The 25,850-nt window shown below is 69.0% G+C and carries 28 protein-coding genes; 18 read left to right on the top strand and 10 right to left on the bottom strand.

What is annotated here, in order from left to right; translation table 11 throughout:
- Positions 1-47 precede the first annotated feature (47 nt).
- Positions 48-1,238 (top strand): L-2-hydroxyglutarate oxidase, encoded by a 1,191-nt coding sequence (lhgO, locus tag CHB84_RS01380; RefSeq protein WP_089299664.1) that lies wholly within the window; start codon positions 48-50, stop codon positions 1,236-1,238.
- Positions 1,239-1,454: 216 nt separating this feature from the next.
- Here lhgO and serS read toward each other — a convergent pair whose 3' ends face one another.
- Complete coding sequence (gene serS / locus CHB84_RS01375; protein ID WP_089299600.1) at positions 1,455-2,720, bottom strand: serine--tRNA ligase; 1,266 nt, start codon at positions 2,718-2,720, stop codon at positions 1,455-1,457.
- A gap of 82 nt (positions 2,721-2,802) precedes the next feature.
- A complete protein-coding gene (locus CHB84_RS01370; protein WP_089299599.1) occupies positions 2,803-3,711 on the bottom strand; it encodes a haloalkane dehalogenase in 909 nt (302 codons plus the stop codon).
- 94 nt (positions 3,712-3,805) lie between these two features.
- Between CHB84_RS01370 and CHB84_RS01365 the strand changes: the two genes are divergently transcribed.
- The 5 genes from CHB84_RS01365 to CHB84_RS01345 all read left to right on the top strand — a co-directional run bounded on the left by CHB84_RS01365 (position 3,806) and on the right by CHB84_RS01345 (position 8,900).
- A complete protein-coding gene (locus CHB84_RS01365; RefSeq protein WP_089299598.1) occupies positions 3,806-4,813 on the top strand; it encodes a septum formation family protein in 1,008 nt (335 codons plus the stop codon).
- 39 nt (positions 4,814-4,852) lie between these two features.
- Positions 4,853-5,203 carry a metallopeptidase family protein gene (locus CHB84_RS01360; protein ID WP_089299597.1) on the top strand — a complete coding sequence of 117 codons (351 nt, stop codon included), beginning with the start codon at positions 4,853-4,855 and terminating at the stop codon, positions 5,201-5,203.
- Between the two features lie 136 nt (positions 5,204-5,339).
- Complete coding sequence (locus CHB84_RS01355; protein WP_089299596.1) at positions 5,340-6,005, top strand: hypothetical protein; 666 nt, start codon at positions 5,340-5,342, stop codon at positions 6,003-6,005.
- A gap of 12 nt (positions 6,006-6,017) precedes the next feature.
- Positions 6,018-7,475, top strand: a complete 1,458-nt coding sequence (locus CHB84_RS01350; protein WP_089299595.1) for a hypothetical protein — start codon at positions 6,018-6,020, stop codon at positions 7,473-7,475.
- Positions 7,476-7,625: 150 nt separating this feature from the next.
- On the top strand, positions 7,626-8,900 hold the full coding sequence (locus CHB84_RS01345) for an MFS transporter (protein ID WP_089299594.1): 1,275 nt from the start codon (positions 7,626-7,628) through the stop codon (positions 8,898-8,900).
- A gap of 42 nt (positions 8,901-8,942) precedes the next feature.
- On the opposite strand, the gene CHB84_RS01340 is transcribed toward CHB84_RS01345, so the two are convergent.
- Positions 8,943-9,572, bottom strand: a complete 630-nt coding sequence (locus tag CHB84_RS01340; protein ID WP_089299593.1) for a histidine phosphatase family protein — start codon at positions 9,570-9,572, stop codon at positions 8,943-8,945.
- Positions 9,573-9,740: 168 nt separating this feature from the next.
- Positions 9,741-10,661: a prephenate dehydratase gene (gene pheA / locus CHB84_RS01335; protein ID WP_089299592.1), complete on the bottom strand. Its 921-nt coding sequence runs from the start codon at positions 10,659-10,661 to the stop codon at positions 9,741-9,743.
- A gap of 161 nt (positions 10,662-10,822) precedes the next feature.
- Between pheA and CHB84_RS01330 the strand changes: the two genes are divergently transcribed.
- The 6 genes from CHB84_RS01330 to CHB84_RS01310 all read left to right on the top strand — a co-directional run bounded on the left by CHB84_RS01330 (position 10,823) and on the right by CHB84_RS01310 (position 15,098).
- Positions 10,823-11,437: a macro domain-containing protein gene (locus CHB84_RS01330; RefSeq protein WP_245818480.1), complete on the top strand. Its 615-nt coding sequence runs from the start codon at positions 10,823-10,825 to the stop codon at positions 11,435-11,437.
- 50 nt (positions 11,438-11,487) lie between these two features.
- On the top strand, positions 11,488-12,162 hold the full coding sequence (locus CHB84_RS01325) for a hypothetical protein (RefSeq protein WP_176439733.1): 675 nt from the start codon (positions 11,488-11,490) through the stop codon (positions 12,160-12,162).
- Between the two features lie 161 nt (positions 12,163-12,323).
- Positions 12,324-13,256 (top strand): type I pantothenate kinase, encoded by a 933-nt coding sequence (coaA, locus tag CHB84_RS01320; protein WP_089299590.1) that lies wholly within the window; start codon positions 12,324-12,326, stop codon positions 13,254-13,256.
- A 104-nt stretch (positions 13,257-13,360) separates the two neighbouring features.
- Positions 13,361-14,194 (top strand): alpha/beta hydrolase, encoded by an 834-nt coding sequence (locus tag CHB84_RS01315; RefSeq protein WP_089299589.1) that lies wholly within the window; start codon positions 13,361-13,363, stop codon positions 14,192-14,194.
- A 149-nt stretch (positions 14,195-14,343) separates the two neighbouring features.
- On the top strand, positions 14,344-14,499 hold the full coding sequence (locus CHB84_RS22665; RefSeq protein WP_176439732.1) for a hypothetical protein: 156 nt from the start codon (positions 14,344-14,346) through the stop codon (positions 14,497-14,499).
- Between the two features lie 215 nt (positions 14,500-14,714).
- Positions 14,715-15,098: a hypothetical protein gene (locus CHB84_RS01310; protein ID WP_089299588.1), complete on the top strand. Its 384-nt coding sequence runs from the start codon at positions 14,715-14,717 to the stop codon at positions 15,096-15,098.
- A 10-nt stretch (positions 15,099-15,108) separates the two neighbouring features.
- Here the strand turns inward: CHB84_RS01310 and CHB84_RS01305 are convergent, their stop codons facing one another.
- Both CHB84_RS01305 and CHB84_RS01300 read right to left on the bottom strand, forming a co-directional pair.
- Complete coding sequence (locus CHB84_RS01305; RefSeq protein WP_089299587.1) at positions 15,109-15,750, bottom strand: hypothetical protein; 642 nt, start codon at positions 15,748-15,750, stop codon at positions 15,109-15,111.
- A gap of 200 nt (positions 15,751-15,950) precedes the next feature.
- Positions 15,951-17,588, bottom strand: coding sequence for a transposase (locus CHB84_RS01300; RefSeq protein WP_089299586.1), 1,638 nt, complete (start codon positions 17,586-17,588; stop codon positions 15,951-15,953).
- 176 nt (positions 17,589-17,764) lie between these two features.
- On the opposite strand from CHB84_RS01300, the gene CHB84_RS01295 reads away from it, so the two are divergent.
- The 5 genes from CHB84_RS01295 (at position 17,765) to CHB84_RS01275 (ending at position 22,561) form a co-directional block, all read left to right on the top strand.
- Entirely contained in the window at positions 17,765-18,457 is a 693-nt protein-coding gene (locus tag CHB84_RS01295; protein ID WP_089299585.1) for a thiaminase II/PqqC family protein, read from the top strand.
- Positions 18,454-19,131 (top strand): thiaminase II, encoded by a 678-nt coding sequence (gene tenA / locus CHB84_RS01290; protein ID WP_089299584.1) that lies wholly within the window; start codon positions 18,454-18,456, stop codon positions 19,129-19,131. Before CHB84_RS01295 ends, tenA begins: the two co-directional genes overlap by 4 nt.
- A gap of 50 nt (positions 19,132-19,181) precedes the next feature.
- A complete protein-coding gene (locus CHB84_RS01285) occupies positions 19,182-19,862 on the top strand; it encodes a RibD family protein (protein WP_089299583.1) in 681 nt (226 codons plus the stop codon).
- Entirely contained in the window at positions 19,855-20,331 is a 477-nt protein-coding gene (locus CHB84_RS01280; RefSeq protein WP_089299582.1) for a deaminase, read from the top strand. The genes CHB84_RS01285 and CHB84_RS01280 overlap by 8 nt, the downstream gene beginning before the upstream one ends.
- Before the next feature lie 142 nt (positions 20,332-20,473).
- Positions 20,474-22,561 (top strand): phage holin family protein, encoded by a 2,088-nt coding sequence (locus CHB84_RS01275; protein WP_089299581.1) that lies wholly within the window; start codon positions 20,474-20,476, stop codon positions 22,559-22,561.
- Between the two features lie 55 nt (positions 22,562-22,616).
- Here the strand turns inward: CHB84_RS01275 and CHB84_RS01270 are convergent, their stop codons facing one another.
- The 4 genes from CHB84_RS01270 to CHB84_RS01255 all read right to left on the bottom strand — a co-directional run bounded on the left by CHB84_RS01270 (position 22,617) and on the right by CHB84_RS01255 (position 24,897).
- A complete protein-coding gene (locus CHB84_RS01270; protein ID WP_089299580.1) occupies positions 22,617-23,420 on the bottom strand; it encodes a methyltransferase domain-containing protein in 804 nt (267 codons plus the stop codon).
- Positions 23,417-23,647, bottom strand: a complete 231-nt coding sequence (locus CHB84_RS01265) for an anti-sigma factor family protein (RefSeq protein ID WP_089299579.1) — start codon at positions 23,645-23,647, stop codon at positions 23,417-23,419. Before CHB84_RS01265 ends, CHB84_RS01270 begins: the two co-directional genes overlap by 4 nt.
- On the bottom strand, positions 23,644-24,231 hold the full coding sequence (locus CHB84_RS01260; RefSeq protein ID WP_217898435.1) for a sigma-70 family RNA polymerase sigma factor: 588 nt from the start codon (positions 24,229-24,231) through the stop codon (positions 23,644-23,646). The genes CHB84_RS01265 and CHB84_RS01260 overlap by 4 nt, the downstream gene beginning before the upstream one ends.
- Positions 24,232-24,330: 99 nt before the next feature.
- Positions 24,331-24,897 carry an OsmC family protein gene (locus CHB84_RS01255; RefSeq protein WP_089299578.1) on the bottom strand — a complete coding sequence of 189 codons (567 nt, stop codon included), beginning with the start codon at positions 24,895-24,897 and terminating at the stop codon, positions 24,331-24,333.
- A 142-nt stretch (positions 24,898-25,039) separates the two neighbouring features.
- Here CHB84_RS01255 and CHB84_RS01250 point away from each other — a divergent pair, with 142 nt between their 5' ends.
- Positions 25,040-25,813, top strand: a complete 774-nt coding sequence (locus tag CHB84_RS01250; RefSeq protein ID WP_089299577.1) for a methyltransferase domain-containing protein — start codon at positions 25,040-25,042, stop codon at positions 25,811-25,813.
- The last annotated feature ends 37 nt before the right edge of the window (positions 25,814-25,850 follow it).

Raw genomic sequence — 25,850 nt, 5'->3', positions numbered from 1 at the left:
ACTCACTCTCGGGGTCCGACGCGACACGGTTCGTTACCCTGCTGGCTGTGCGGAGCGTTGTGGTGATCGGCGGCGGCATTCTCGGGCTCTCCGTAGCGCGCGAGCTCACCCGGCGCGGAACCCACGTCACCGTGCTGGAGAAGGAACCGCGCTGGGCGGCGCACCAAACCGGCCACAACTCCAACGTCGTGCACGCGGGCCTGTACTACAGACCCGGGTCGTTCAAGGCCCGCATGTCCGTGGCAGGCAACCGGTCGATCATCGCCTACGCCCGCGAGCACGGGGTGCCCGTCGAGGTCTGCGGCAAGCTGGTGGTCGCGACCTCCGAACGCGAGCTCGACGCCCTGCGGGTGCTTGCCGAGCGCGCGCACGCCAACGGGGTGCCTGCCAGTGTGATCGGTCCGGAGCGCGCCCGGGAGTACGAGCCGGAGGTGTCCTGCCTGCGGGCGCTGCGGGTGGAGTCGACGGCGATCATCGACTTCGCCGCCGTCTGCCGGGCCATGGTCGCGGAGTTGACCGGCGCGGGTGCCGACCTACGGCTCGACACGCGGGTGCTTGGTATGCACAGCCGCACCTCCGGCGGCGTGGAAGTAGTGACAGCCTCCGAGACACTGCGCACCGACGGGCTCGTCAACTGTGCCGGCCTGCATGCCGACCGGGTCGCGCGGCTGGCGGGCGTGTCCCCGAGCGCACGGATCGTGCCGTTCCGCGGGGAGTACTACGAGCTGCGGCCGCAGCGACGGAACCTGGTGCGCGGGCTCATCTACCCGGTTCCCGACCCGAGCCTGCCGTTCCTGGGTGTCCACCTGACACGCATGCTCGACGGCAGCGTGCACGCCGGGCCCAACGCGGTGCTCGCGCTGCGCAGGGAGGGCTACCGCTGGCGGGACGTCTCCGTGCGCGACCTCGCCGAGATCGCCCGCTACCCGGGGCTGTGGCGGCTCGCGCGCCGGTACGCGCTACCGACCGGGATCGACGAGGTGCGCCGGTCGCTGTCCGTCCGGCGGTTCGCAGCGAGCCTCGCGCGACTGGTGCCCGCCATCCGACCGGCCGACATCGTCCCGCTCGGGTCCGGTGTCCGCGCGCAGGCGCTGCGGCCGGACGGCTCCCTCGTCGACGACTTCCTCATCGAACGCGCCCGGCACCAGGTGCACGTGCTCAACGCGCCCTCACCGGCCGCGACGAGCGCGTTGCAGATCGCCGAGCACATCTGCGACTCGCTCGCCGCGTCGCGGTGACGCGGGGCGGGTGCGCTACCGCACGGCTGCTCAGCGCAGCGTGGCGACGAACGTTCCGGTCAGCTGCGTCGTGCCGCCGGAAACGGACCACCTACCGGTGGCCTTCGACGGCGGGCCGTGCCCTGGCTTGAACGGCGAACCCCGGAACGTGCCGTCGAACTCGCCGAGGGGCGTACGCAGCGTGAAGCTGCCGGTACCCAGTGCCGGGACAGGCTGTCAGGAGACGGGCCGGAGGAGCTCCTTGCCACCGAGATACGGGCGCAGCGCCGCGGGCACACGTACGGACCCGTCGTCCTGCTGGTGGTTCTCCAGGATGGCGACGATCCACCGGGTGGTCGCCAGCGTCCCGTTCAACGTCGCGGCGAGCTGCGGCTTGCCGTCCGCGTCCCGGTAGCGGGTGTTCAACCGCCTCGCCTGGAACGTCGTGCAGTTCGACGTCGACGTCATCTCCCGGTAAGCGCCCTGGGTCGGAACCCACGCCTCGCAGTCGTACTTGCGGGCAGCCGAGGTGCCCAGATCGCCCGCGGCCACGTCGATGACGCGGTACGGCAGCTCGACCTTGCCGAGCATCTCCTCCTCCCAGGCGAGCAGCCGGGCGTGCTCGGCCTCGGCCTCCTCGGGACGGCAGAACACGAACATCTCGACCTTGTCGAACTGGTGCACCCGGATGATGCCGCGGGTGTCCTTCCCGTAGGAACCGGCTTCCCGCCGGAAACACGTCGACCAGCCCGCGTACCGGACCGGGCCCGCGGACAGGTCGATGATCTCCTCGGAGTGGTAGCCCGCCAGCGACACCTCAGAGGTGCCCACCAGGTAGAGGTCGTCCTGCTCCAGCCGGTACACCTCGCTCGCGTGCTCACCGAGAAAGCCCGTACCCGCCATGATCTCCGGACGCACCAGCACCGGCGGGATCATCAGCTGGAAGCCGTTCTCGACCGCCTGCGCCGCCGCGAGGTTCAGCAACGCCAGTTGCAGCTGCGCGCCGACGCCGGTGAGGAAGTAGAAGCGCGCCCCGGAGACCTTCGCGCCGCGCTCGGTGGACAGCGCGCCCAACCGCTCGCCGAGATCGAGGTGGTCGGCAGGGGTGAAGTCGAACTCACGGGGAGTCCCGGCGTGCTTGAGCGTCACGAAGTCGTCCTCGCCGCCCGGCGGGGCGTCCGGGTGCACCACGTTCGGCAGCTTGGCGTGCAGCTCGCCGAACGACTCCTCGGCGAGGGACTGCTCGGACTCCGCGCTCTTGACCTGAGCGGCCAGGTCCTTGCCCTGCGCCAGCAGGGCCTCGCGCTCGTCACCGTCGGCCTTGCCGATGCTCTTGCCCAGCTGTTTCTGCTCGGCACGCAGCGAGTCCGCGCGCGCGATCGCCGACCTCCTGCGTTCGTCCAGCTCGATCAGCTCGTCGACGATGCTCTCGTCCTCACCCCGCGCGCGCTGCGAGGCGCGCACGGTCTCCGGCTCCTCGCGCAGAATCCGTGGATCGATCACGGTGTGCAGCGTATCCGGGCGGTACCACCCGGATACTTTCGGGCCGTCGGCCTCGTCACAGGCAGGCGGACGGCGTCACCCGTCAGCGCCCGCGCACGAAGTTCAGCACCGACTTGGCGAGGCGCTCACCCGCGTCCTCCTGGAGGAAGTGTCCGGCGCCGGTGATGGTGGGATGCTCGCGCCCCACCGCACCGGCGAGCTTGCGGCGCAGTATGGGCGCCATCGCGCCGGTGATCGGGTCACCGTCGGAGAAAGCGCAGAGCACCGGGCCCGGCCAGCGCGCGAGGGTGCGCCACGCGGCGCGGTTGGCCTGGGTAGCCGGGTCGTCGGTGCTGGTCGGCACCAGCGTCGGCATCGCACGGGGGCCTGCTTTGTAGCTCTCGTCGGGGAACGGGGCGTCATACGCCGCTCGCACGCCGTCCGGCAGTGTCGTCTGGCAACCGGACTGCACGAACCTGCCGATATCGAGCGTCTCGGCCCCGACCACGGCATCCCGGAACGCCCACCACACATCGGGCATGCCGTGATCCCCGGTGGGCAGGCCGGTGTTCGCCGCAACAACGCGAGCGAACCGGTCCGGGTGCTCCGCGACGAGGCGCAGCCCGATCAGCCCACCCCAGTCCTGCCCGACCAGCGTGACCTGGCGGAGACCGAGGTGGTCGAAGATCAGCTCTCGCACCCACTCGACGTGCCGGGCATAGCTGTGGTCGCTCACCTCGGTCGGTTTGTCCGAGCGACCGAACCCCACCAGGTCGGGAGCGATCACCCGCAGGCCTGCCTCGGCGAGGATCGGGATCATCTTGCGGTACAGGTACGACCAGGTTGGTTCACCGTGCAGTAGCAGGACAGGCGGACCGTCCGCGGGACCCGCCTCGACGTATGCGATGCGCAACGAACCACCCTCGCCATCGGCGACCCCCGCGTAGCGTGGTGCGTACGAGAAGTCGGGCAGGTCGGCGAACCGCGCGGCGGGAGTTCTCAAGGAGCGCATTCGTTCAGGCTAGCGGGAATGCCGGAGCTACCACACCGTGCGCGAGTGCGACTCGAATCCGCGCATGTGCAGGTGCATGACCGAGGCGTAAGGCATGATGGAAGCGATGTGGACCGGGACCGATCGGTTCCAGGCGCGGAACCGGCTGACGTACGCCCGGCTGTTGATGGTCGGCGCGACACTCGGGGCGATGCTTGCCCTGACCTCGACCTTCGTGTTCAGCGCGCCTTTCGAACCCGAGGCCCCGGCCCCCGAGCAGCCCCATCCCGGAGCGGGCGGCGAACCGGACGGGGACGGCACTCATGTCCCGGCGGAGTTCTCCGCACACCCGGGAAGCTGCGTGGCGTGGTCGGCCGGTGACGCACGTGATATGGAAACCGTACAGTGTGACGAACCCCACCAGTTCCAGGTCACCGCGGTGATCGACGTATCGACCGACTACCCGGACTCGAGCCCGCCCCCCGACCTGGAGGAGTGGCAGGACATCGTCGACGAGCGATGCACTGGCCCCGCGGACGAGTACATGGAAGGCGGGCTGGACCCGTCCGGCAAGTTCCAGGTCAGCGCGATCTTCCCGAACGAGACCGACTGGGAGGCCGGTCAACGGAAGGTGCACTGCGGCCTGTGGAGGCCCGCCCCTGGCGGGGAGCTCCAGGACCTGACGGACTCCGTCGCGTCGCAGGACCAGTCCGACGTGTGGGAGGAAGGGACGTGCCTCGCGCTCGACGACAAGGCCGTGGGTGACCCGATCGACTGCTCCGAACCGCATGCCTACGAGATGATCGCTGTCGTCGATCTGTCCGAGGAGTTCGACGACTACCCGAGCGAGGACGAGCAGATGGAATGGCTCGACACCGTCTGCGCCGACCGGGCCGACGACTACACGGGCGGGGAGGACCTCGAGGACAACGACCTGATCGTCGCGTGGGACACCCGCGAGGAGGCAAGCTGGGACGCGGGATCGCACCTGGTCAACTGCAAGGTGGGGGCTGTCCTCGACGACGGTTCCGGCCTGGCGCCGGTGACCGGTAGCGTCGCCGAGGACAGCGAGGAGGGCGAGGACGCCGAGTCCGATGAGGATGGTGAGTCCGGCGATGAGTGACCATCCGGCCCGCTACGTTCCGATGGCCCGGTGACACCCATGCCGGTCGACATGCCGCGAAGCCGCTTCGAGGAGCTGGTGTCCGAAGCGCTCGACCAGGTGCCACGCGAGTTCGCCGAGGCGATGGACAACGTGGTGGTGCTCGTGGAGGAGCGCAACGAGGAGGAGCCGGACATTCTCGGCCTGTACCACGGTGTCGCGCTCACCGAGCGCATGCACGATTACGGGGGGTTCCTTCCGGACCGGATCTCGATCTACCGGGACCCCATCCTCGCCATGTGCGACTCCGAGGACGAGGTCGTCCGCGAGGTCGTCGTCACCGTCGTACACGAGATCGCGCACCACTTCGGCATCGACGACGAGCGCCTGCACGAGCTGGGCTGGGGCTGACCGGGCGAGTTCGGCGAATCGTCCCACCGGACGCGCCGGAGCCATTACAGTAGTGACGGAACCTGCCCGGCTGGTCGCACAGCGTAGCGGGTCGGCCGGGATGCGGGTCGAGTTGTGTCCGGGAAGGTGACGGTTCATGGCGGACGGGGCGAGCTTCGCCGACGAGTCGCTTGCCGGAAGCGAGGGCGAGGCTTCCGGTGGTAGCGCGGGTGCCGAGTTCGTCACCTCGGGGTTCGCCACCGATGTCACCGACAGCGAACAGGTCCGAAACGTGGAGTATCTGGCACAGCGGGCGATGTTGGACTCCAGTCCGTACGCCTACCAGGTCGCCGAACACAACGTGCGGGTGATCGACGGGGACGAGCGGTCGCTGCTGCCGAACCTGGCCAAGATGAAGGCAGCATTCGAGGACGCCAGGGAGGCACTGCTTGATGACATCCTCGCCGCCGAGGATTTCCCTCCAGGCGAAGCATCCACTGCAGGCGTGGACAACAATTGCCAGGCGAGCAAGCAAGGTACGGGTACCGCCGGAGTGAACCTGCAGGCAGGCTACGTTCACGACGAGCTATCCGCACACGATCCCGTACGTATCTTCCCCGGCGAGGTCAACGATCGCCCCGCAGTGCAGATCCGTGCCGGCGTCGGCGCCAAAGTCAGCTGCGACATCTCCATGGAGGTCGAACCCGAATCCCGTGCGACCGTCGGCGCAACAATGCGGCACGGCGACACAGACGACGCCTGCGGGTTCGTCGAGGAGCCGGCCGAACGACTCGAGCCGTTGCTGCCCGAAGGGACGCGATAGAGGTGAGCTGTGATGGGTGAGCAGCAGCCGGGTCCGCGCGAGTACGAGGCGGATGTACAGGAACAGGCCCACGACGAAGCCCTGGAGGAAAGCCCCTCTTTCGGCGGCCCCGTCATCGCCGAGTACCACGCGCAGCGGGAAGCCGCGCGATACCGGGACGAGCAGCAGCGTTCGTTGGCGCAGGGCCAGGACACCCGGGGCGACGCTCCCTACGCCGGTTCGGACTACCTGGGCTACTCCCACGAGCAGCTGTACCGGTTCGCGCACCAGAACATGTCCCCGGAGGACATACACGAGAAGGGGCGCGTGGCCAACGAGTTCGGCAACTGGCTCAGCGACGTCGCACAGGCGTTGAGTGACGCCGCCAATGCCGAGCAGAGCCTGTGGCAGGGCGCGGCCGCCGATGCCGCGCACGGGTTCTTCCGCTCCGCGGCGACGTGGAGCGACTCCACCGCTCAAGGCATCCACCTCGGGTCCAACCGGCTGGCCGAGGAGGCCGACGCGGCATCCACCGGCAAGAACGCGATGCCGGAACCGACGGGATTCGACCAGAACGCGGAGCTGGCGGCGGTGCGGGAGCAGGCGAGCGCCGGCAGTGCCGTCGGCGCGGCGACCCGCTACCTGGAACTGCAGCGCAAACAGGACGAGGCGCAGGAGAAGCACGCCGAGGCGGCACGGGTGATGCACGAGCTGGACAGCGGGTACCAGGCCGCGGCAGCGCAACAACCGGCCTTCACCGCCCCACCGGACCTGGCGGGAGGCACCGACGGGGCCACCCACTCCAGCTTCGCGGGCGGCTCCGCGGGCGGGGGTGTGCCTGCGGCTGCCGGTGGGAACGTGCCTGCGCCCGGTGCGGGTGTCGCGTCGGGAGCAGGCGGCGCAGGTGCGGCGCCTGCTCCGGGTGCGCAGTCGGCTGCGAGCCACCTCGCCGGTTCCGGTGCCGGTCAGGGCGCCGGCGCCGGCTCGGGTGCACCTGCAGGCACACGCCAGGGCGCAGTGGGCGGTATGCCAGTCGGGGGTGCGGGCACCAGCGGCGCAGGCGGGGATCGCACCCGGAGCGGGCCGCGTGCCGGGACTCCGCGCGGTGGCTATGCCGGGCAACGAGTCTCGGGGGGTTCCGGGGGGCAGACCGCCGGGGGTCGCCCCGGGGGCGGTGCGGCCGGCCGCGCCGCCGGACACGCCGGCGGCCAGGGGGCGCCTGCCCGTGGCGACGGCGTCACCCGCGGAGGCGCAGCGGCCGCGCAGCAGGCCGCAGGCGGGTCACGCGCCGGAGGAATGGCTGGTGGCGGGGCAGGCCGTGGCTCAGGCAAGGACGACAGCACCGAACGCGGCGCGGCCGAGATCCTCAAGAACGAGCACCTGTTCGAGACCACGCACGACGGGGACATCGAGCGCGACCCGGACACCGGAAACCCCATCGTCCCCCCGGTGATCGGCGAGAGCACACCCACGGAAAGCTACGAACGGTAGGTCCCCCGCCGGCCGTGCGGGTGCGCCTCTAGCGAAGCCTTGGCGTCGCTACTTTCCGACGGTGCACAATCACCCCTCGTCGTGACACGATGATGAGATTGACTGTTGGCGAGGGAGGCAGACCTGTCGTTTCAGGCTGGCCACACGGCGATGAGTGGTAAGCGCGACAACCGGCTCAACTGGCTGCTGTCCTCGAGTACGCTCTCCCAGTTGGGTGACGGCATAGGCAAGGTGGCCTTCCCGCTGCTGGCCGCTACCCTCACCCGCGACCCCCTGCTCATCGCGGGCTTGGCGGCCATCCAGTTCCTCCCGTGGCTACTGTTCGGGGTACTCGCCGGCACGGTCCTCGACCGGGTCGACCGCAAGAAGGCGATGATCATCGCCAATGTGACCCGCGCGCTCGTCGTGGGGCTCACGGCGGGGTTCGTCTACCTCGACGCCATCTCCATCTGGACGGTGTACGCGGCAGCGATGCTGATCGGCTCCGCCGAGACCGTCGCCGACACCGCGAGCAACGTGCTGATCCCCGCGGTCGTACCCCGCCGGAACCTGGAAGGCGCCAACAGCAAGCTGCAGTCCGTGGAGATCGTCGGGCAGACCTTCGCGGGCGGACCCGTCGGCAGCCTGACCTTCGCGCTGTTCGCTGCCTTCCCGTTCCTGCTCAACTCGATCGCCTACGCCATCGCGGCCGTGCTGCTGCTCGGACTACTCGGTTCCTACCACCCGCAGCGCGCGGCCGGAGCAGACCAGCAGGACGGATCTGGAGAAGGCACGCCCCGCGCTCGCCTGCGCAGCGAGCTCGGCAACGGTATGCGCTGGCTGGTGAACAGCCCCTTGATGCTGCGGCTCGTCCTCATCGCCACGGCACTGAACCTGCTCGCCGAACTCGCCCAGGCGCAGCTCGTGCTGTACGCGCTCGAGGACCTCGAGCTCAGCGAGGCCGCATTCGGGATGTTCGCCTTCATCGGTGGGCTCGGCGGTCTCGGCGGGGCGGCGATCGCCCCGAGGATGATCAGGCGATTCCGTCGCGTACCCGTGCTCGTCGGTGGCGTCGCCGCCGCCGGTATCGGATTCGCCGCCATGGGCCTCACGAGCAACCCCGTCGTGGGAGCCGCGCTGTTCGGCCTGTTCGCGGCGGCGGTGGTGACGGTCAACGTCATCCTGGCCACCCTGCGCGCACTGCTGGTACCCGACGGCGTGCTCGGCAGGATTATCGGCGTATGGCGCACCCTGGTGTGGGGCTCCATCCCGGCGGGCGCGATGATCGGCGGTGTTCTCACCAGGCTGCTGGACAGCCCGAGCATGACGTTCGTCGTCTCCGGATGCAGCCAGCTGCTCCTCGCAGCCGCCGTACTGCTCATGCTGCGCCGTTTCCGTCCCGAGGTGGACGCGGCAGGCACCGACTCCAGTGCCGACCGTGCATGATCAGCCGTACGCTCGAGCTCGGGCCGCCCGGCCCGGCAGCGATCAACCGTGACCGGACAGGTCGACACCGTCCCAGGCGACACACCGCCAGCGACCGTCGCGATGCGCTTCCAGCACCACCGCTCCGGTGTTGGCGATCAACCCGGACACCCGGCCCGACCGCGGAACGTTGTCGGCGAGCAACTCCACACCGAGACGCATGACACCGCCGTGACTGACCATGACGACGGTGCCGTCCGGGTCCTCCTCCTCATGCTTGGCCCTGACCTCGGAGATCGCGGCCACGAACCGGTCGCGAACCTCGATGCCGCTCTCCCCGCCCGGCATCGTGTGGTGCAGCTCGCCCTGGATCCACGGGAGGAACACCTGCGCGTAGGCCTCCACCCCTTCGCGATCGGTGCGGTCCTCCAGCTGCCCGACGAACACCTCGTGCACCCCGTCGATGACCTGAAGGTCCACCCCGTGCGCCGCGGCCACCGGCGTCGCGGTCTGCTGGGCGCGCGTGGCCAGCGAGCTGTACACGGCCACAACAGGCTCGGAGCGCAGCCGGGCGGCGAGCTCGTCGGCCTGCTGCCTGCCCACGTCACTCAGCGGCGGCCCGGGCAGCCTGGTATTGATCGCCTTCCGCACATTGGCGGTACTCTCCGCGTGCCGAACGAGTTTCAACTTCACGTCAACGGTCCAATCTCTGTCAGAACGACCCCAGGATCGAGCGTCCAGCCGCGTACCGGCCACGTGGGTACGCCACTGGTTCCACTCTGCCGTAACGTCGCTACCGGGCCCCGCACCGTTTCACTACGTGAACGCGTCGCTCGGTCGCCTGCACGAACGGCAGCCGGCTCAGGCCGTGTCGCCGCGCCGGACCGACTCCACCCAGTCCGCCGCGCTGACGAAGTCCTCGTTACCCGCGGACGGCTGGATGCTCGCGCGTACCCCGTCCGCACGGGGGTGCGACCCCAAGAAGCGCACCGCACATCGCCTGCGCAAGGCCGCGAGGGCGTCTCCGATGCGCGGTTCGGCGACGTGGCCCTCGAAGTCGATGAAGAACCGGTACTCGCCGAAGCCACCCTTGATCGGCCGCGCGTCCAGCCTGGTCAGGTTGATGCCACGGAAGGCAAGCTCGGTCAGCAGCTCGGACAGCGCTCCCGTCCGGTTCGCTGCCGCCGCCACGACCGACGTGCGGTCGCAACCGGTCGGTTCCGGCAGCGTACCGGGCCGGGTGAGCAGCAGGAAGCGAGTGCGGGCGTCCTCAACATCCGCGACCTCGGTGGCGATACCGGGTAGGCCGTAGCGTTCCGCGGCAACCGGGGCGGCCACCGCGGCGTCGTACTCGCCCTGCTGCACCGCCAGCGCGGCAGCGGCGGTCGACGACGTCGCGACGTGCCGGGCGGAAGGCAGGTTCACGTCCAGCCAGTGCCGTACCTGCGCCAAAGCATGGGGATGACTGGCGACGGTACCGATGTCCTCCCGCCGTACACCGCGGCCTGCGAGGACGGTGAAATGGATGGGCAGAAGGGCTTCGGCCGTGGCAACCAGGGGCTCGTCCTCCGCCAGCTCGTCCAGCGTCGCCGTTACCGGACCCTCGACAGAGTTCTCCACAGGAACGCACGCCGCGGACGTCCCACCATCCCGGACGGCCGCCATGGCCTGCGCGATCGTCTCGTACGGCACGAGTTCGGCGTGGGTGTCGCTGCCGGCCAGCGAACGCGCCGCCTGCTCGGTGAAGGTCCCCTCCGGACCGAAGTATGCAATCCTGTACACGACAGCAGAGTACGCAATCGCCCCTGTTCGCGGCACACGTGGTGCACGTCACGCACGAACACCCCCAGTGCACACCGGGCTGCACCCTGTTGCCGATTTCACTCAGATGCCGGATGGGCGCGTCGGTTAACCTGCTCCGGCTTCTTTGTCACACTAAGGACGTGACCACCGAATCGGGTACAGCCCGCAGTGGCTCGACGGCGCCGACGACGCAGCACACGCCGGAAGTGGTGCTGTGTTCGGTGGATGACGCTCTCACGGAGGCATGGCACACGGTAGCCGAGTCAGCAGGCGACCGCGTCCGGGTGCACCACGGTTCCGTACTCGACGTGCATGCCGACGCGGTGGTCAGTCCCGCGAACTCCTACGGATGGATGCGGGGCGGCATCGACAGTGTCTACGCTCGCGCGTTTCCCGGCGTCGAGCAACACGTACGCAACGCCATCCTCAGCTATCACGGCGGTGAGCTCCCGGTCGGCCAGGCTGTCGCCGCGCAGACCGGCGAACCGATGCCCAAGTGGCTGATCTGCGCACCAACCGTGCGCGAGCCCGGCGAGCAGCTGCCCACGGACACGGTCCACCCGTACCTGGCAGCACGTGCCGTGTTCGAGTTCTGGCGCACCGGCGACGTCGAGCTCGACGTCCCGGCGCGCGAGGCCATCGACGTCATCGCCATGCCGGGGCTCGGAACCGGCGTCGGCGGGGTGGAGCCGCTCAACTGCGCCCGGCACGTCTCCGCGGCCTGGAGTGACTGCTTCGGGCAGCGCTCCACCTGACACACCTACACTGCGGGCACACCGTATCCGGCCCGCTTAGGATGCTGTCGATGACGACGTCAGGACAAGCGGCACGCAACACCCGGGCAGAACGGGTCGAACGGCAGCTCGCGCTGCCCGTGGTCCTCGCGGCCATGGTGTCGGTCCCGGCCGTGTTCCTGGCTATGGGTGACGGAGTCACCGCCACGGTCGGCACCGTTCTCAACTGGGCGTCGATGTGCGTGCTTGTCGGCGAGTCGCTGGTTCTGATGCTGCTCAGCGGGGACATCTTCGACTGGATACGTAGCCACAAGTGGACCGTGGGTATCACGGTGCTGACCGTTCCCGCCGTCATCTTCATGATCGGCCCCGTGCAGATCCTGCGGATGATCCTGGCCATCGGCGCGCTACGCATCCTGCGCGTCGGCCGGATCCTGCGTGCGGGTCGAGTGCTGCACGAGAAGGCCCAGTTGACCACGTGGCCACGCAGGATCGTCTTCACGGCCGTCACCGTGCTTGCCGCGGCCTTCGTCGCCATCGTGCTCACCGACCCCACCTCGGGAAGCAGGCAGATCGCCGAGTGGATCCTCGACCGGTTCGGTGTGGTAGCCACCACCGTGCTTACGGTGCTGGCCGCTGCGATCCTGGCAGTGGGCACCCTGATCGTGCTGCGCTACCGGGGCAGCGACCTGCCGGGCCCGCTCGGTGGCAACTCCGACCAGGACGAAAGCGGGGAGGAGCAGTGATCGGCGACGCCCGGCCCGGCTGGCGGCGCAGGCGCAGCCGGCGGACACTAGAAATGTCGGTGGATTAAGTCACAGGGCATGCCCATACGGCGCCGCTTACTGTTTACATCTTGTTTCGTGGCTATTGCCCGTCCTGCACCTTGGACCTGAGGAGTCAAGCGATGGCGAAGGTCCGGGAACTCACCCCGTATGTCGAGCTCGCGCGTGAGCAGTGGCGGGAGCTACGCAGGTCGACGCCACTACCGCTGACCGCAGAGGAGCTCGTGCGGCTCCGCGGTCTCGGCGAGCAGATCGACCTCGCCGAGGTCGCCGACGTGTACCTTCCGCTGTCCCGGCTGATCAATCTCCAGGTCGCCGCGCGCCAGCAACTCTACGAGGTGACCACGACATTCCTCGGCGAGTACACGCGCGGCACCAAGGTGCCGTTCGTCATCGGTATCGCCGGCAGCGTGGCGGTGGGCAAGTCGACGACGGCGCGGATCCTGCGCACGCTGCTCGCGCGGTGGCCGGACCATCCGAGCGTGGACCTGGTGACCACCGACGGCTTCCTCTACCCGAGGGAAGAGCTGATCCGCCGCGGGATCATGCACCGGAAGGGCTTTCCGGAAAGCTACGACCGCCGCGCGCTGCTGCGTTTCATCACCGACGTGAAGTCAGGCGCGAACGAGGTCAGTGCCCCGGTCTACTCGCACAAGCTCTACGACCGCGTCGAGGGCGAGGAGCACGTGGTACGCCAGCCGGACATCCTGATCCTGGAAGGGCTGAACGTCCTGCAGCCGCATCCGAGGCTGGCGGTGTCGGACCTGTTCGACTTCTCCATCTATGTGGACGCGCACACCGAGGACATCCGGCGCTGGTACATCGAGCGGTTCCTCACGCTACGCGATACCGCCTTCGCCGACCCCGAGTCGCACTTCCACCACCTGGCCGGGCTCAGCGACGAGGACGCCCGATCCGAGGCGCAGCACCTGTGGTCGACGATCAACGAGCCGAACCTGGTGGACAACATCCTGCCCACCCGCCCGCGCGCCACCCTCGTACTACGCAAGGACTCGGACCACTCGATCAACCGCGTCCGCCTCCGCAAGCTCTAAGGTTGGGCTGAATGACGCTTTCAGTCCCTATGGTGGAGTGAAAGCGTCGTTCAGCCCGCTGTGTGGAGTGAAAGCGTCGTTCAGCGTTGACCGAGTGAGGCAGGATGCGGACAGTGTTCACTGTTGCCATCGTGGGTGCGACCGTGGTCGGCCTCGCTGTGGGAGCTGGTTACGTGTTTCAACGCAACCTCATCTACCTCCCCACTCCCGGTCCCCTGCCTGCCGCGTCCGACGAGCTCCCCGGCGGGCAGGATGTCACGCTGCGCACCGCAGACGGGTTGGACCTGTCGGCGTGGTTCTTCCCGGCGGACGGCAAGCCGAACCACGATCCCCAAGCTCCCGCCGTCCTGGTCGCTCCCGGCAACGGCGGTAACCGCTCGATGCGGGTCCCGCTCGCCGAGCAGCTGACCCGGCACGGTATGTCGGTGTTGCTGATGGACTACCGCGGTTACGCGGCCAACGAAGGCAAGCCGAGTGAGGACGGCCTTGCGCGGGACGTGCGAGCGGCCCGCGAGTACCTGGTCGAGCAGGCGCGGGTGCGCCCGGACCGGCTGCTGTATTTCGGTGAGAGCCTGGGCTGCGGTGTGGTCAGCGAGCTGGCCACCGAACACCCACCGGCGGGGATGGTGCTGCGTTCCCCGTTCAGCGAGCTGGCCGAGACGGCCGCGCACCACTACCCGTTCCTGCCAGTGCGAACGCTGCTCAAGGATCGCTACCCGGTCCAGGACAACGTTCGTGCGCTGTCGGGTATACCTGTGCGCGTGGTGTACGGGGATGCCGACTCGATCATCCCGCCCGAGCAAAGCCGCGCGGTCGCCGAGGCGGCCGGTACCGAACCGGTCGTCGTCCACGGCGCCGACCACAACGACCTCGTGTTGCTCCAAGGCACCGCGGTCGTCCAGACTGTGCGTGAACTCGCGCAAGGCGCGATCTCGTAGCGGAATGTGCGGTTTGGTCAAATTGCCTCCGTGTCATTGCTCCGTTCGGGTGGCGCAAGCGCGACAGTTCCAACCGGTTGGCCTATGGCACCGCGAACGCGTCGCGGTCAACCTGGGACTGGCATACCCCAAGCGCAGGGAGCACATGAATGTTCACCACTGTCGCGACGTGGGTGGGGGCTTTACTCGGTATCGCCATCCTGATAGCTATGGCGGTCGGCGCGGTCGCCATCGACTTCGATGCCTTGCGTAAGCCACGCAAGGGCATCCGGCGCCGGAAGAACTCCACCACCCCCTCGGGCTGATCCGCACTGATCCCGCCACACCCCTGAGTTCGACGCGGTAGTCTCCTCGCTGCGTGTCCACGCACGAGGATGGAACCAGGAGCCGCGACGGCCATGGCCCGGCGGACGGGACCGCGAGCGCCGTCGCCGCGGCAGGGCTTCGGGACTCACGACATGACGATCAACGCGGCTAGGACCGGAACTCCACGACACCCGCGGGCGCAGGAGCACCGACAGTGCCGGACAACGACTCGGTCCCCGTCCAGGGGGGCACGCCCCCGCACGAGCTACGGGGCAGCGCCACGGTGGTGAAACGAGCTGCCAAGCTCGAACGCAAGCGGCAGTGGGCGAAGCTACTCTCCCGGCAGGTAGCGCTCGCCGTGCTGTCCGGCGCGGTCACCGTCCTCCTCGTCGCGCATCACCTCGTCGGTGTGGTCGGTGAGCGACCCGTGGACGGCGACGACTTCGAGCTGCTGCTCGGCGTAACGGTGATCGTGTTCCTCGTCTGCGGCCTGTCCGTGATCAAGATCGTGGCCATCGTCCGGCATCGCCATGCCGAACTCGGCCACTTCGTCGCGGCCCACCGCGAACTCGACGAGCTGTACCGGCGGGAGTCGTAGCGATCCCGTCTCAGGGGCCGGGTGACGGTCCGTGCTGCCCCAGCCCGGCGTCGTCGTCCGGTTCGTCACCGGACCCGTCCGCGGCGTTCCTCTCCGAAGCCCTGCGAGCGGCCCGTCTCCGGAGATACACCAGCAACGTGGTCATCCCCGCCAGGAACGCGCCGAGGCCCGCCGAGCTGACGGCCCCGAACACCAGAGCCTCGGCGGTGAACACCGAGGCGTCCGGTCCGACACCGAACACCGCATCGCTGTCCGAGGTGCACGAGACCGAATACTCCCCCGCCGGGACGCTCGCGCTGCTGCGCAGGACGACCTGCCACTCCGTGTCGTTGAACGTCACCGTCTCGGTACTGGCGACAGGATCCAGCGGGACTTCCTGCCCGTCCGGGTCCTCGACCTCGCAGCCACCGTCCAGGAACGCTCGATCGGTGTAGATCGTCATGCCCGCTCGGTCGAATTCCACCTGCTCCGTCTCGCCGGAGGCGACCTCTCCCTCGACCGACGGGTAGGCAGCGTTGGCACGCCAACCGAGCGTGCCGCCGGCGACGAGCCCTATGACGAGAAGACCTGCGGCGACGATGTACCAGTACCGCCTCGGTCGCAGGACCTGCGGAGCCGGGGTCGGCGCGTCGCCGGGAGGGACTGCATTCACACCTCGAGGCTATCGGCCCGGCTCACCGGGAGGTCACGGTCGGGGGTCCGAGCCCGTCCTTACCGCCGTTGCGGTGAATCGGTGAGGGAGCCGAAGGTGACATTGGTTCCATAGAACGGGCTGTTGCGTAATCGGTTGGTGGGTGGGTGGCTGGTTTGGTTGGTGGCCTGGTCTGTGGTTGCTGGGGGCGGGTCTGGGCTTTAGCTGGCGGGCAGGGTGTGGCCTTGGCGGAAGATCTTGCTGATGTTGTGGACGGTTGCGTGGAAGGTCCATTCACCGCTGACGGCGGTGATGCCTCGTTGGCTGAATTGCCGGAATCGGAGGTTGTGCTTGGCGTGCCCGAAGGGGGTTTCGGCGATGTGGCTGCGCTTGCGGTAGGTGGCGATGCCTTTTTGGGTGCGTAGCTGGTGCTGCATCGTCTGTTGCGGGGTGGCCTCGTCCGGCGGTGGCCCGTGTGTCGGGCCGGTGCGGGCGGCGCGTTCGGTGTCGCGGGCCGTGCCCAGCGCGATGAGCCGGTCCGGTCCCTCGGTGGTGAGGTTGTGTTCGGAGAAGTAGCCGGCGTCGGCCAGCAGCACCCCGATTCCGCCGTCGGCTTGGTCACGATTGACGGTGCCGGGCTCGCGGCGTGCGTGGCTGATCACCGTGGCGGCGGCTTCGGCCGCCCGCATCATCGGTTCGAACTGGACGACATCGGCGGGGTTGTTGGTCACCGAGGTGGCCACGATCAGCCCGTCGGCGCTGGTGACGGCCTGACAGTTGTAGCCCTGAACCCAGCCACCGCCGCGCACCGGTAGCAGCCGCGAGTCCGGGTCGGTGATGTTGCGCTTCGGCTTGCGCGCGGCGGGCCCGGTGCCGGCCTGCTGCTGTTCGGCTCGGCGCCCCTGCCGCTGCAGCGCCTTGGCCAACCGGGCTCGGCCCTTGCGGACCCGGTAGTGCTGCTCCACCGGCGTCGGCGGCTTCAACGGGGTCGGGCGACCGGCCGCCTCGGCCTCGGCCGCCCGCTGCGGATACGACTCGATCTTGGCCTGCTGGTCGGTGACCGCGCGGGCCAACTCCCGCTCCGCGGCGGCCACCTCGATCTGCTCAGGAACCCGCCCGGTCGGGGTGGGACCGTCAGCGTCGGCATCGACCCGAGGATCGGCGGCCACCCGCTCCTCGCGTTGCCGGCGGGCCTCCTCCACGGCGGCCTCCTCGGCCTGCAGCTCGCTCAGTGCCGCGCGGATCCGCTCCGGGCGTGTGCGGGGGTGAGCCGCCTCGGCGGGCACCTCGTCCCCGCGGCACGGCCCGCACAGCGCGTCCTCGGCCTCGTCGGTCGTGGCGTGCTCGTCCACGATCCGCTCCGCCAGCCGACGCAGCCCGTCGACGTCGCGGCTCGCCGTGGCCGACGCGTTCGCCGCGATCTTCACCCCGTCCAACGCGATGGTATCCAGCCGGCCCATCCCCAGCCGCGCGCACAGCCGCAGGACCTGCGCGAACAGCTCCGCCGTCACCGCGCCCAGCGCCGCGCGAAACCGCGACAGCGTCACATGATCGGGCGCGTCGCCAGCACAGATCACCCGAAACGACACGTCCTCCTGACACAGTCGCTCGATCCGCCGCGACGACCGCTCACCCCGCGCCCACGCCCAAATCAACAGCGTCAACAGCATGTCCGGGTCATACGCGGCCCGGCCCGCCCCGCCCACCTTGCGGTGCCGGTGCACCGCCGAGGTATCCAAATGCTGCGACACCACCGTGACCAACAGCCACACCGGATGGTCAGCGGGAAGCCAATCCCGCATGTCCGGCGGCAGCAGGAATCCCTGATCCCGCTCCACCGGCCGATACCGCTTCGCCATACCCCAAGCCTGACAAAACGATCAAACCCCGTCAGCCGGACACGCCGCAATTACGCAACAGCCCGAGAAGGAGCCGAACGTGACATTCGGCTCCCACCCTGACCGGGTGGGTGGGTCGCGAAGGGCGCGTTGTGTCGCGTAGACAGAACACAGGCACCGGAAGGAATGGAGCAGCGATGAGCGAACCGTCTGGTACCACTGCCCGTGAGCTGTTCGATGAGGCGCGGCGCGAGCTCGCCGAGTCCGACGCCGCCATCCGCGAGCACCCGTTCCTCGATCGCTTGCGGGCCGGGGAGATCACCCAGCACCAGCTCCGGGCCCTCGCCGGGGAGCAGCATGTGATCGTCTCCAGCGATCGCAGGAGCTTCGCGCAGCTGGCCACCCGGTTCTCCAGCGGGCTCGCCGGCGAGTTCTTCCTGACCATGGCGGAAGGGGAAGGCACGGCGCTCGGCAAGCTCGGGACGTTCGCGGACTGGCTCGGGATGACCAGCGGTGACTTCCGCATGCACGAGCCGCGTCCCGAGGCGCAGGCATACCCGTCGTACGTCTCGTGGCTGGCGCTGAACGGGAGCCGTGCCGAAGTCGCTCTCGCGTTCCTCACCAACCTCGCCGCGTGGGGCGCGAACTGCGCTCAGGTCGCGGCCGCGCTGCGCGCGTCCTACAGCGCACCCGACGACGTCGTCGGGTTCTTCGAGTTCTTCGCCACCCCGCCGCCCGACTTCGAGTCACAGGCGCTCGCCGTGGTCGATGAGGGCCTCTCCTGCGGTGACTCCCCGCTGCGCGCACGCAGGGCAGCCCGCCTGCTGCAGGCCTACGAGCAGATGTTCTGGGACGCCTGCAACGAGCGACCGAAGGGAGACGGCCCATGACAGGGCTGAGCGAGGAGCTGCGCGCGAGCGCCGACGAGATCTGGCAGGCCCAGCACAACCACCCCTTCGTGCGGGGCATCGGCGACGGGACCCTGGACAAGGAGCGGTTCCGCTTCTGGATCCGCCAGGACTACCTCTTCCTCATCGAGTTCTCGCGCCTGCTCGCGCTGGCCACCGCCCGGGCACCTGACCTGGAGACGATGGGCCAGTTCTGCAACCTCGTACACGAGACGCTGCACCAGGAGATGTCGCTGCACCGCTCGTACTGCACCGACATCGGTATCGACCCGGCCAAGCTGGAACGCGAGCGGATGGCCCCCACCACGCGCGGGTACACCGACTTCATGCTGCGGACCGCCACCATCGGCGACTTCGCCGACCTGCTGGCCGCTCTGCTGCCGTGCATGTGGGGGTTCAGCGAGATCGGCAGGGGCCTCGCCGAGCGTGGTGCTCCCGACGACGGCGACTACGCTCGCTGGATCGAGATGTACGCGTCCTCCGAGTTCACCGAGCTGGTGGACTGGCTGCGTACACTGACCGACCGCATCGGCGCGGAGCTGCCGGAGTCCGGTCGTAACCGCGTCCGGGACGTCTTCCTCAGCAGCAGCCGGTACGAGCTGGCCTTCTGGGAAATGGCCTGGTCACGCGAACAGTGGCCGGGCCCGGACGGCTGAGGGGCGTAGGCTCGGGCTCGTGGCCGCCCCGGAAGGAGGATCCACCCCTCATGAGCCCCCGCCCGTACGTCGTGCTCTCGGTCGCCTCCTCGCTGGACGGCTACATCGACGACGCAGGCGACACGCGCCTCGTTCTGTCCAATGAGGAGGACCTCGACCGGGTCGACGGAGTCCGCGCGGAGGCTGACGCCATCCTGGTGGGCGCGCACACGGTTCGCAGCGACGACCCGCGGCTCCTTGTGCGCTCCCCGCAGCGCAGGCAGTCGCGGCTGGAGGCGGGACGCAAGGAGAACCCCACCAAGGTGGCCGTCACCAGCCGTGGCGACCTCGACCCCACAGCCCGGTTCTTCACCACCGGCACCTGCGACAAGCTCGTCTACACCGCCGCGGGACCGGCGGCCGACCGCCTGCGTGACACGCTGGACGGGCTGGCCACCGTTGTCGAGGCAGGCGAGCCCGTCGACCTGTCCCTGGTCCTCGCGGATCTGTCCGCGCGCGGGATCGAGCGGCTACTCGTGGAGGGCGGCACACGGATACTCACCCAGTTCCTCGACGCCGGAGCCGCCGACGAGCTGCACCTGGTGTACGCGCCGGTGTTCCTCGGCGATCCCGAGGCGCCGCGCCTGCCGCACCCGGGCCCCGCAACCGCGGGCCTGCTACGGCTGGCCGAGACGAGGACAATGGGAGATGTCGTGCTCCTGCGTTATGTGATCGGGCGAGACGATGACTGAGCACACCGCGCGTACCGCTACCGAGGCCGACCTCGCGCTGCTACGCCGGGCCATCGAGCTGGCGCAGCGCTGCCCACCCGGAACGACGTTCTCGGTGGGCTGCATCATCGCGGACGCCGGAGGCGAGGTACTCGCCACCGGCCACTCCCGCGAAGGGGACGCGCACAACCACGCGGAGGAGTCAGCGCTGGCCAAGCTCCCCGCAACCGGCGCCCGGCTGGGCGGGGCGACCATCTACAGCTCGCTCGAGCCCTGCAGCACCCGTGCCTCGCGCCCGACCAGCTGCACACGGCTCATACTCGACGCCGGGATCCCCCGCGTCGTGTTCGCCTGGCGGGAGCCGAACGTGTTCGTCGACTGCGAGGGTGCCGAGCTGCTGGCCGCGGCCGGACGCGAGGTGATCGAGGTGCCCGAGCTGGCACACCTGGTACGGAGGATGAACTCCTACCTTCCCGGCGTCGAGGAATGAGGCGGGCGCGCGAGGTTCCGTGGCACGGCCCGGATCACGCGCACCGCAGGCCTCGCCGTGCGGCCGGAGCTCGCCGCGCCCGGAGGCGCCAACCCGGAAAGCAGGCATCGCGACCGGCTACCCGAGAGGCGGGAGGTACCGGATGAACACCCGCGGGACACGGGGCAGGCTCATCCGCGGCGGGCGTTCGCTGACCCGCGCGCTGCTGGTCTGGCTGGCGGTCACCGGCGCACTGTACGTGCTGCAGGCACTGCTGCCTGGCTTCGCGATGGACCAGTGGTGGCAGCCGACGGTGAGCGCGCTGCTGCTCGGCGTGCTCGTGGCCGGGGTGTGGCCCGTCGTGATGCGGGTGGCCCTTCCTGTGGTGTTCCATACCCTCGGGCTGGCCGGCTTCCTGCTGCTCGGCGCGGCGACACTGGTCGCCTTCTACGCCGTGCCCGGTGTGCACATCGACGACCTGCACACCGCGCTGATCGTGGTCATCGCCATATCCGCGGTGGGAGGGGCGGTCAGCAGCCTGCTCGCCATCGACGAGGACGAGATCTTCTTCCGCCGCGCGGCATGGCGCAGCAAGCGGTCCCGTCCAGTCGGCAGCGACGCGCCGCCCGGCATGCTGTTCCTGCAGGTCGACGGGCTGAGCTACCAGGTGGCGCGGCGAGCCATCCGGGACGGCAACATGCCCACCCTCGCGCAGTGGTTGGACGAGGGCAGCCACACGTTGACCTCGTGGCACACCGACTGGAGCGCGCAGACCGGCGCGAGCATGTGCGGCATCCTGCACGGGTCCAGTCACGACATCCCCGGTTACCGCTGGTACGAGAAGGACAGCGGCAGGGTGATGACCTGCTCGAGCCCCCGCGCCGCCACCGAGATCGAGCGCCGCAACTCCGACGGGCGCGGCCTGCTGGCCGTGGACGGCGCCAGCCGCGGGAACATGTTCACCGGTGACGCCTCCCGTGCCAGCCTCACCATGAGCTCGGTGGCGCTGCTGCTGCCGAAAGGGCTGCGCCGCGCGGGCACCGACCGGATCGGGGCCGGGTACTACACCTACTTCGCCAATCCCCTCAACGCGGTACGTACCGTGGCTTCCGCCGCCGCCGAGGTCTGCCGCGAGGTCATGGCCGCGGCAGGGCAGCGCAGGGCGAACGTGCGACCCCGGGTGGACAGGGGCGGGTTGTACCCGTTCAAGCGCGCCAGCATCACCGTGCTCTCGCGCGATGTGGTCGCCTTCGCGGTTCTGGAGGACATCCTCGCCGGAAGGTCCGTCGTGTACGCCGACTTCGTCGGCTACGACGAGGTCGCGCACCATTCCGGGATCGAGCGTTTCGACACCCTGGCCACGTTGCGCGCGATCGACCAGCAGATCGGCAGGCTCTGGCGCGCGGCCGAGCTCGCGCCACGGGACTACCGCATCGTGCTGCTGTCCGATCACGGACAGACCCAGGGCTGGGCATTCGCCGGTCGATTCGGCGAGCCGATCGCCGCCTTGGTCGCGCGGTTGTGCGACAGCGAGGACGGCGGACGTGTCCGGGAGCAGGACTCGCGGATGAGCGCCGAGGGGTGGCAGGTCGGCGCCGCTGTCGCCGAGGCCGCCACCCATGACGGCTTCGTCGCGCGCCGCCTGCGCTCCAGGGTCGACCGGCTGGAGTCCACAATAGACGCGGAAGGTGCGGGGAGCAGCTCGTACGATGTGCTGACGCTCGCGTCCGGGCACCTTGCCCTCGTGTCCTTCACCGGGCACGAGGGGCGTGTGGACCTGGAGACCGTCGAGCGGCACTACCCCCGGCTGCTTCCCACCCTCGTCGATCATCCGGGCATCGGGTTCCTGCTGGTACACAGCTCGGAGCTCGGCCCCGTCGTGCTCGGCAGGGACGGTGTCCATCGCCTGGCCAGCGGCGTCGTCATCGGTGCGGACCCGCTGGCCGACTACGGGCCACACGCGGCCGAGCTGGTGCGGCGCATGGACACCTTCCCGCACTGCGCCGACATCATGATCAACAGTCGCTACGATCCGGAGACCGACAACGCATCGCCGTTCGAACCGCACGTGGGATCGCACGGCGGTCTCGGCGGGCAGCAGAACCACGGTTTCCTGCTGTACCCCAAGGAGTTCGGTGAACACGGCGAGCTGGTCGGCTCCGAGGCGCTGCACCGCCTGTTCCGCCGGTGGCTGTCCGAGCTGGGTCACCCGCACCCGGTGAAGGAGCCCAATGTGACCTTGGAGCTGTAGAAGGAGCCGAGTGTCACATTGGGCTCCCACCTCCGGGGTGGGTGGGGTGGACCGGTCAACGGTCCGCGGGCATGCCTGCGGCGAGCACGATCGAGGTGGCGACCGCGGAATGCCGCTCGGCGGGGATCAGCTCGCGCATCAGGCGGATCACCTCGTCGGAGAACAGCGGGTACAGCGCGCAGTCGTCGATGCTCATCGGTTCCCTGCTGAGCACCTCGATGCCGGAGAACCCCGCCCGCTCGAGCTTGGTCACGAAGTCGCCCTCCTCGAGCGAGCCCGCGACGCACCCGGCCCACGCGGCAGGCTGGGTGAGGACCTCCGCCGGAAGCTCGTCCTGGGCCACCGTGAGATCGGAGACGCACAGCCGCCCGCCCGGACGCAGCACCCGCGCGCACTCGGCCATCACCCGCGCCTTACGCGCCGCCAGGTTCACCACACCGTTGGAGATGATCACGTCGACGCTGTCCTCGGGCAGCGGGATCGCTTCCAGCTCACCGTCCAGGGTGCGCACGTTGCGCAGGCCCGCCTCGGCCGCCGCCGTGGCCGTGCGTTCCAGCATCTCGGGCAGGAAGTCCAGCGCGATGACATCGCCGGTCGGGCCGGTGTGCTGCGCGGCGAGTACGGTGTCGATGCCACCCCCGCTGCCCAGGTCGAGCACGGTCTCACCGGGCCGGATACCGGCGTGGCGCATGTGGTTGGCCACGCCGAGAGCGCGCTGCACGGCGCTCCGGGGTATCCGGGCGAGCTCGTCCTCGCTGTACAGCTTGCGCGCCACCGCCTCCGTGGTCGGCGGTACGTTCCGGTACGCGTCGCGGACGAGCTCCTTCACCTCCGCGGTGTTCATCAGGTCGCGTGTCATGGCTCCAGGTCCTCCAAGGTCTGCGTCAGCCGCCGCAGCACGGCGTCCGGGACATCCACCTCACTCGCGCGCTCGAGCGTGCCGCGCAGTTCCTTGGCGAACTCGAGCTCACCGCAGCAACGGCGGCAGCGCGCCAGATGAGCTTCGATCGATGCGTGCTCGAGCTCCCCGACCAGGCCGTCGAGGTACTCCCAGAGCTGCCTGACAGCTTCCGAGCAACTGATCATCGCGCTGCCTCCCTCAGCAGGCCGTGGTCCGCGGCGTAGGACCACATCTGCTTCTCGAAAAGCTTGCGTCCGCGATGCAGGCGGGCCAGGACCGTGCCGACGGGAGCTTCGAGAATCTCGGCCACCTCCCGGACGAGGAAGCCTTCCATGTAGACGAGGACGAGCGGGACGCGATACAGCTCTGCCAGACGCATCAGTACCGACCGCACGTCCTCGGCCGTGAACTCCTCGAGGAAGTCCAGGTGCAGCGAGTCCGAGTACGGGAACGGATCCTCGTAGGCGATCTTGCGGTACAGCGAGAACTCCTCGACGTCCTCGAAGTTGAGCTCCTCCGGGCGCCTGCCCTTGTTCCGCCCGCGATCGCGACAGCAGTTCACCAGGATGCTGGCCAGCCATGCGGGCGCCGCCGACTCGTCGTTGAGCTGCCCCAGCTTCTGGAACGCCTTGAGCAAGCAGTCCTGCACGGCATCCTCGGCCTCACGACCGACGAGCTTGCGTGCGATGCCGTACAGGCGAGGTAGCTGCTCGCGGGCGAGCAGGCGGAACCGTTCCGCCTGCTCGGCCTCCGTATGCGCCACGCCCACCTGAGTCACATCCTTGAGACGGGTAGGAGTCGCCAATTATTGCACCCGGATCCGGAGATCATTATAACGATTCGTCCGGTTCCTCATTTCTATGCCGGTTCAGTCCACCGCGAGTGTCGTGGTCACCGGCACCGCATTGGCAAGGCAGTCCCGCACCGGCGAGGTGTCCTGCACGTACTGGCACAGCTCGGTCAGCTGGTCCCGTGTCGCGTTGGGGCTGGAGACCCTGGCCGTGGCACGGATCTCGGTGAACCCTGCCCGCCTCCCCTCGAGCCCGAGGAACGACCGGAGGTCGATATCCCCTTCCACCTCGTACTCCATCGAGTCGATCTCGATGCCCCGCGCGGCCGCGTTGGCTACGTAGCCGACGGCGTAGCAGAAGCCGAGCGCTTGCAGCAGCAGCTCCACCGCGTTCGGTCCCCTGTTCTCACCGAGCAGCACCGGGGGCTCGTCGCCGGTGAGGTGGAAGGGTTCCGCCCGGGACCCGTCCTCGTTCCCGGCATGCGTGAACCGTCCAATCGCACCGGTGTTGTACGTGCCGCCCTGCCACTGGCTGGATGCGCGGAACGTGAACCCGGCGACGGTCGGATCGGCCTGCACGGCTGAGATGGTCTCCAGCAACTGGTCGACGTTGATGCCATTGCGCGTCGTCACTGTCTCGGTCATGTCCTTGGGTCCCTTCAGGCGAGTAGCGATACGGGTTGGACGCCCTGCACGGCCGCCGTATTGCGATGCGCCGATGCAATACGGCACACACAGGCGGCGTCAGCACCATCGACAACCACCGCATCCGGCCCGAGGAGTCACGATGACGTCGACAGTCAACACGCACGAGCTCGAAACGAAGGTCAAGGAGATGTACCGGCTGGTGGCGGAGGAGCCGCACGGTACGTACCACTTCGAGACAGGTCGCCGGCTCGCCGAGCACCTCGGTTACGAACCCGCGTTGCTCGACCGGATCCCGGCCGAGTCGATCGACTCCTTCGCCGGGGTCGGCCACTTCCTCGATCTCGCCGACATCCGGCCGGGACAGCGGGTGATCGACCTCGGAAGTGGATCCGGAATGGACTCCTTTCTCGCCGCGGAGCTCACCGGAACGGACGGCATGGTGCTCGGCGTGGACTTCACCCCGCAACAGCTGACCAAGGCACGCCGGCTAGCCACGGCCGCGGGCATCGACCACGTACAGTTCCGGCACGAGCGCATCGAACGGCTCCCGGCCAAGGACGCGTCCGTGGACCGGATCATCTCCAACGGCGTCATCAACCTGTGCCCGGACAAGGCGGCCGTGTTCGCCGAGAGCGCCCGGGTGCTGCGGCCGGGCGGGAAGCTGGCCATCGCCGACATCGTCAGCGAACAGCAGCTGACCGAGGCGATCGTGGGTAACGCGGACCTGTGGGCCTCCTGCATCGGCGGCGCGGCACAGCAGGACACCTACCGGAACGCGATCGAGAGCGCGGGCCTGCGCGTCGAGGTACAGCGCCGGAAGCCGTACCGGTTCCTGACCGACAGCGCCCGCAATGCCACGGAGACCTTCGGGGTCAAGAGCATATCCCTGGTTGCCGTCAAACCCGGCGAATGACGGCAGCAGGGGCGCGACCCCACCGCGACCGGCCCCG

This window comes from Haloechinothrix alba (genome assembly GCF_900188115.1).
In the GTDB taxonomy this organism is placed as follows: Bacteria; Actinomycetota; Actinomycetes; order Mycobacteriales; family Pseudonocardiaceae; genus Haloechinothrix; species Haloechinothrix alba.
The sequence above is the reverse complement of the archived record's forward strand: the minus strand, read 5'-3'. Positions and strand labels throughout refer to the sequence as shown.

Excerpts from the sequence above, each read along its gene's own strand:
- CHB84_RS01370 (WP_089299599.1), bottom strand. The coding sequence starts at position 3,711 with ATGCGCTCCTTGAGAACTCCCGCCGCGCGGTTCGCCGACCTGCCCGAC.
- CHB84_RS22665 (WP_176439732.1), top strand. The coding sequence starts at position 14,344 with ATGTTCACCACTGTCGCGACGTGGGTGGGGGCTTTACTCGGTATCGCC.
- CHB84_RS01255 (WP_089299578.1), bottom strand. The coding sequence starts at position 24,897 with ATGACCGAGACAGTGACGACGCGCAATGGCATCAACGTCGACCAGTTG.
- CHB84_RS01325 (WP_176439733.1), top strand. The coding sequence starts at position 11,488 with ATGACGACGTCAGGACAAGCGGCACGCAACACCCGGGCAGAACGGGTC.
- CHB84_RS01355 (WP_089299596.1), top strand. The coding sequence starts at position 5,340 with ATGGCGGACGGGGCGAGCTTCGCCGACGAGTCGCTTGCCGGAAGCGAG.
- CHB84_RS01365 (WP_089299598.1), top strand. The coding sequence starts at position 3,806 with ATGATGGAAGCGATGTGGACCGGGACCGATCGGTTCCAGGCGCGGAAC.
- tenA (WP_089299584.1), top strand. The coding sequence starts at position 18,454 with ATGACAGGGCTGAGCGAGGAGCTGCGCGCGAGCGCCGACGAGATCTGG.
- CHB84_RS01360 (WP_089299597.1), top strand. The coding sequence starts at position 4,853 with ATGCCGGTCGACATGCCGCGAAGCCGCTTCGAGGAGCTGGTGTCCGAA.
- CHB84_RS01250 (WP_089299577.1), top strand. The coding sequence starts at position 25,040 with ATGACGTCGACAGTCAACACGCACGAGCTCGAAACGAAGGTCAAGGAG.
- CHB84_RS01300 (WP_089299586.1), bottom strand. The coding sequence starts at position 17,588 with ATGGCGAAGCGGTATCGGCCGGTGGAGCGGGATCAGGGATTCCTGCTG.
- CHB84_RS01270 (WP_089299580.1), bottom strand. The coding sequence starts at position 23,420 with ATGACACGCGACCTGATGAACACCGCGGAGGTGAAGGAGCTCGTCCGC.
- coaA (WP_089299590.1), top strand. The coding sequence starts at position 12,324 with ATGGCGAAGGTCCGGGAACTCACCCCGTATGTCGAGCTCGCGCGTGAG.
- CHB84_RS01315 (WP_089299589.1), top strand. The coding sequence starts at position 13,361 with ATGCGGACAGTGTTCACTGTTGCCATCGTGGGTGCGACCGTGGTCGGC.
- CHB84_RS01280 (WP_089299582.1), top strand. The coding sequence starts at position 19,855 with ATGACTGAGCACACCGCGCGTACCGCTACCGAGGCCGACCTCGCGCTG.
- CHB84_RS01295 (WP_089299585.1), top strand. The coding sequence starts at position 17,765 with ATGAGCGAACCGTCTGGTACCACTGCCCGTGAGCTGTTCGATGAGGCG.
- CHB84_RS01275 (WP_089299581.1), top strand. The coding sequence starts at position 20,474 with ATGAACACCCGCGGGACACGGGGCAGGCTCATCCGCGGCGGGCGTTCG.
- CHB84_RS01285 (WP_089299583.1), top strand. The coding sequence starts at position 19,182 with ATGAGCCCCCGCCCGTACGTCGTGCTCTCGGTCGCCTCCTCGCTGGAC.
- CHB84_RS01265 (WP_089299579.1), bottom strand. The coding sequence starts at position 23,647 with ATGATCAGTTGCTCGGAAGCTGTCAGGCAGCTCTGGGAGTACCTCGAC.
- CHB84_RS01350 (WP_089299595.1), top strand. The coding sequence starts at position 6,018 with ATGGGTGAGCAGCAGCCGGGTCCGCGCGAGTACGAGGCGGATGTACAG.
- CHB84_RS01345 (WP_089299594.1), top strand. The coding sequence starts at position 7,626 with ATGAGTGGTAAGCGCGACAACCGGCTCAACTGGCTGCTGTCCTCGAGT.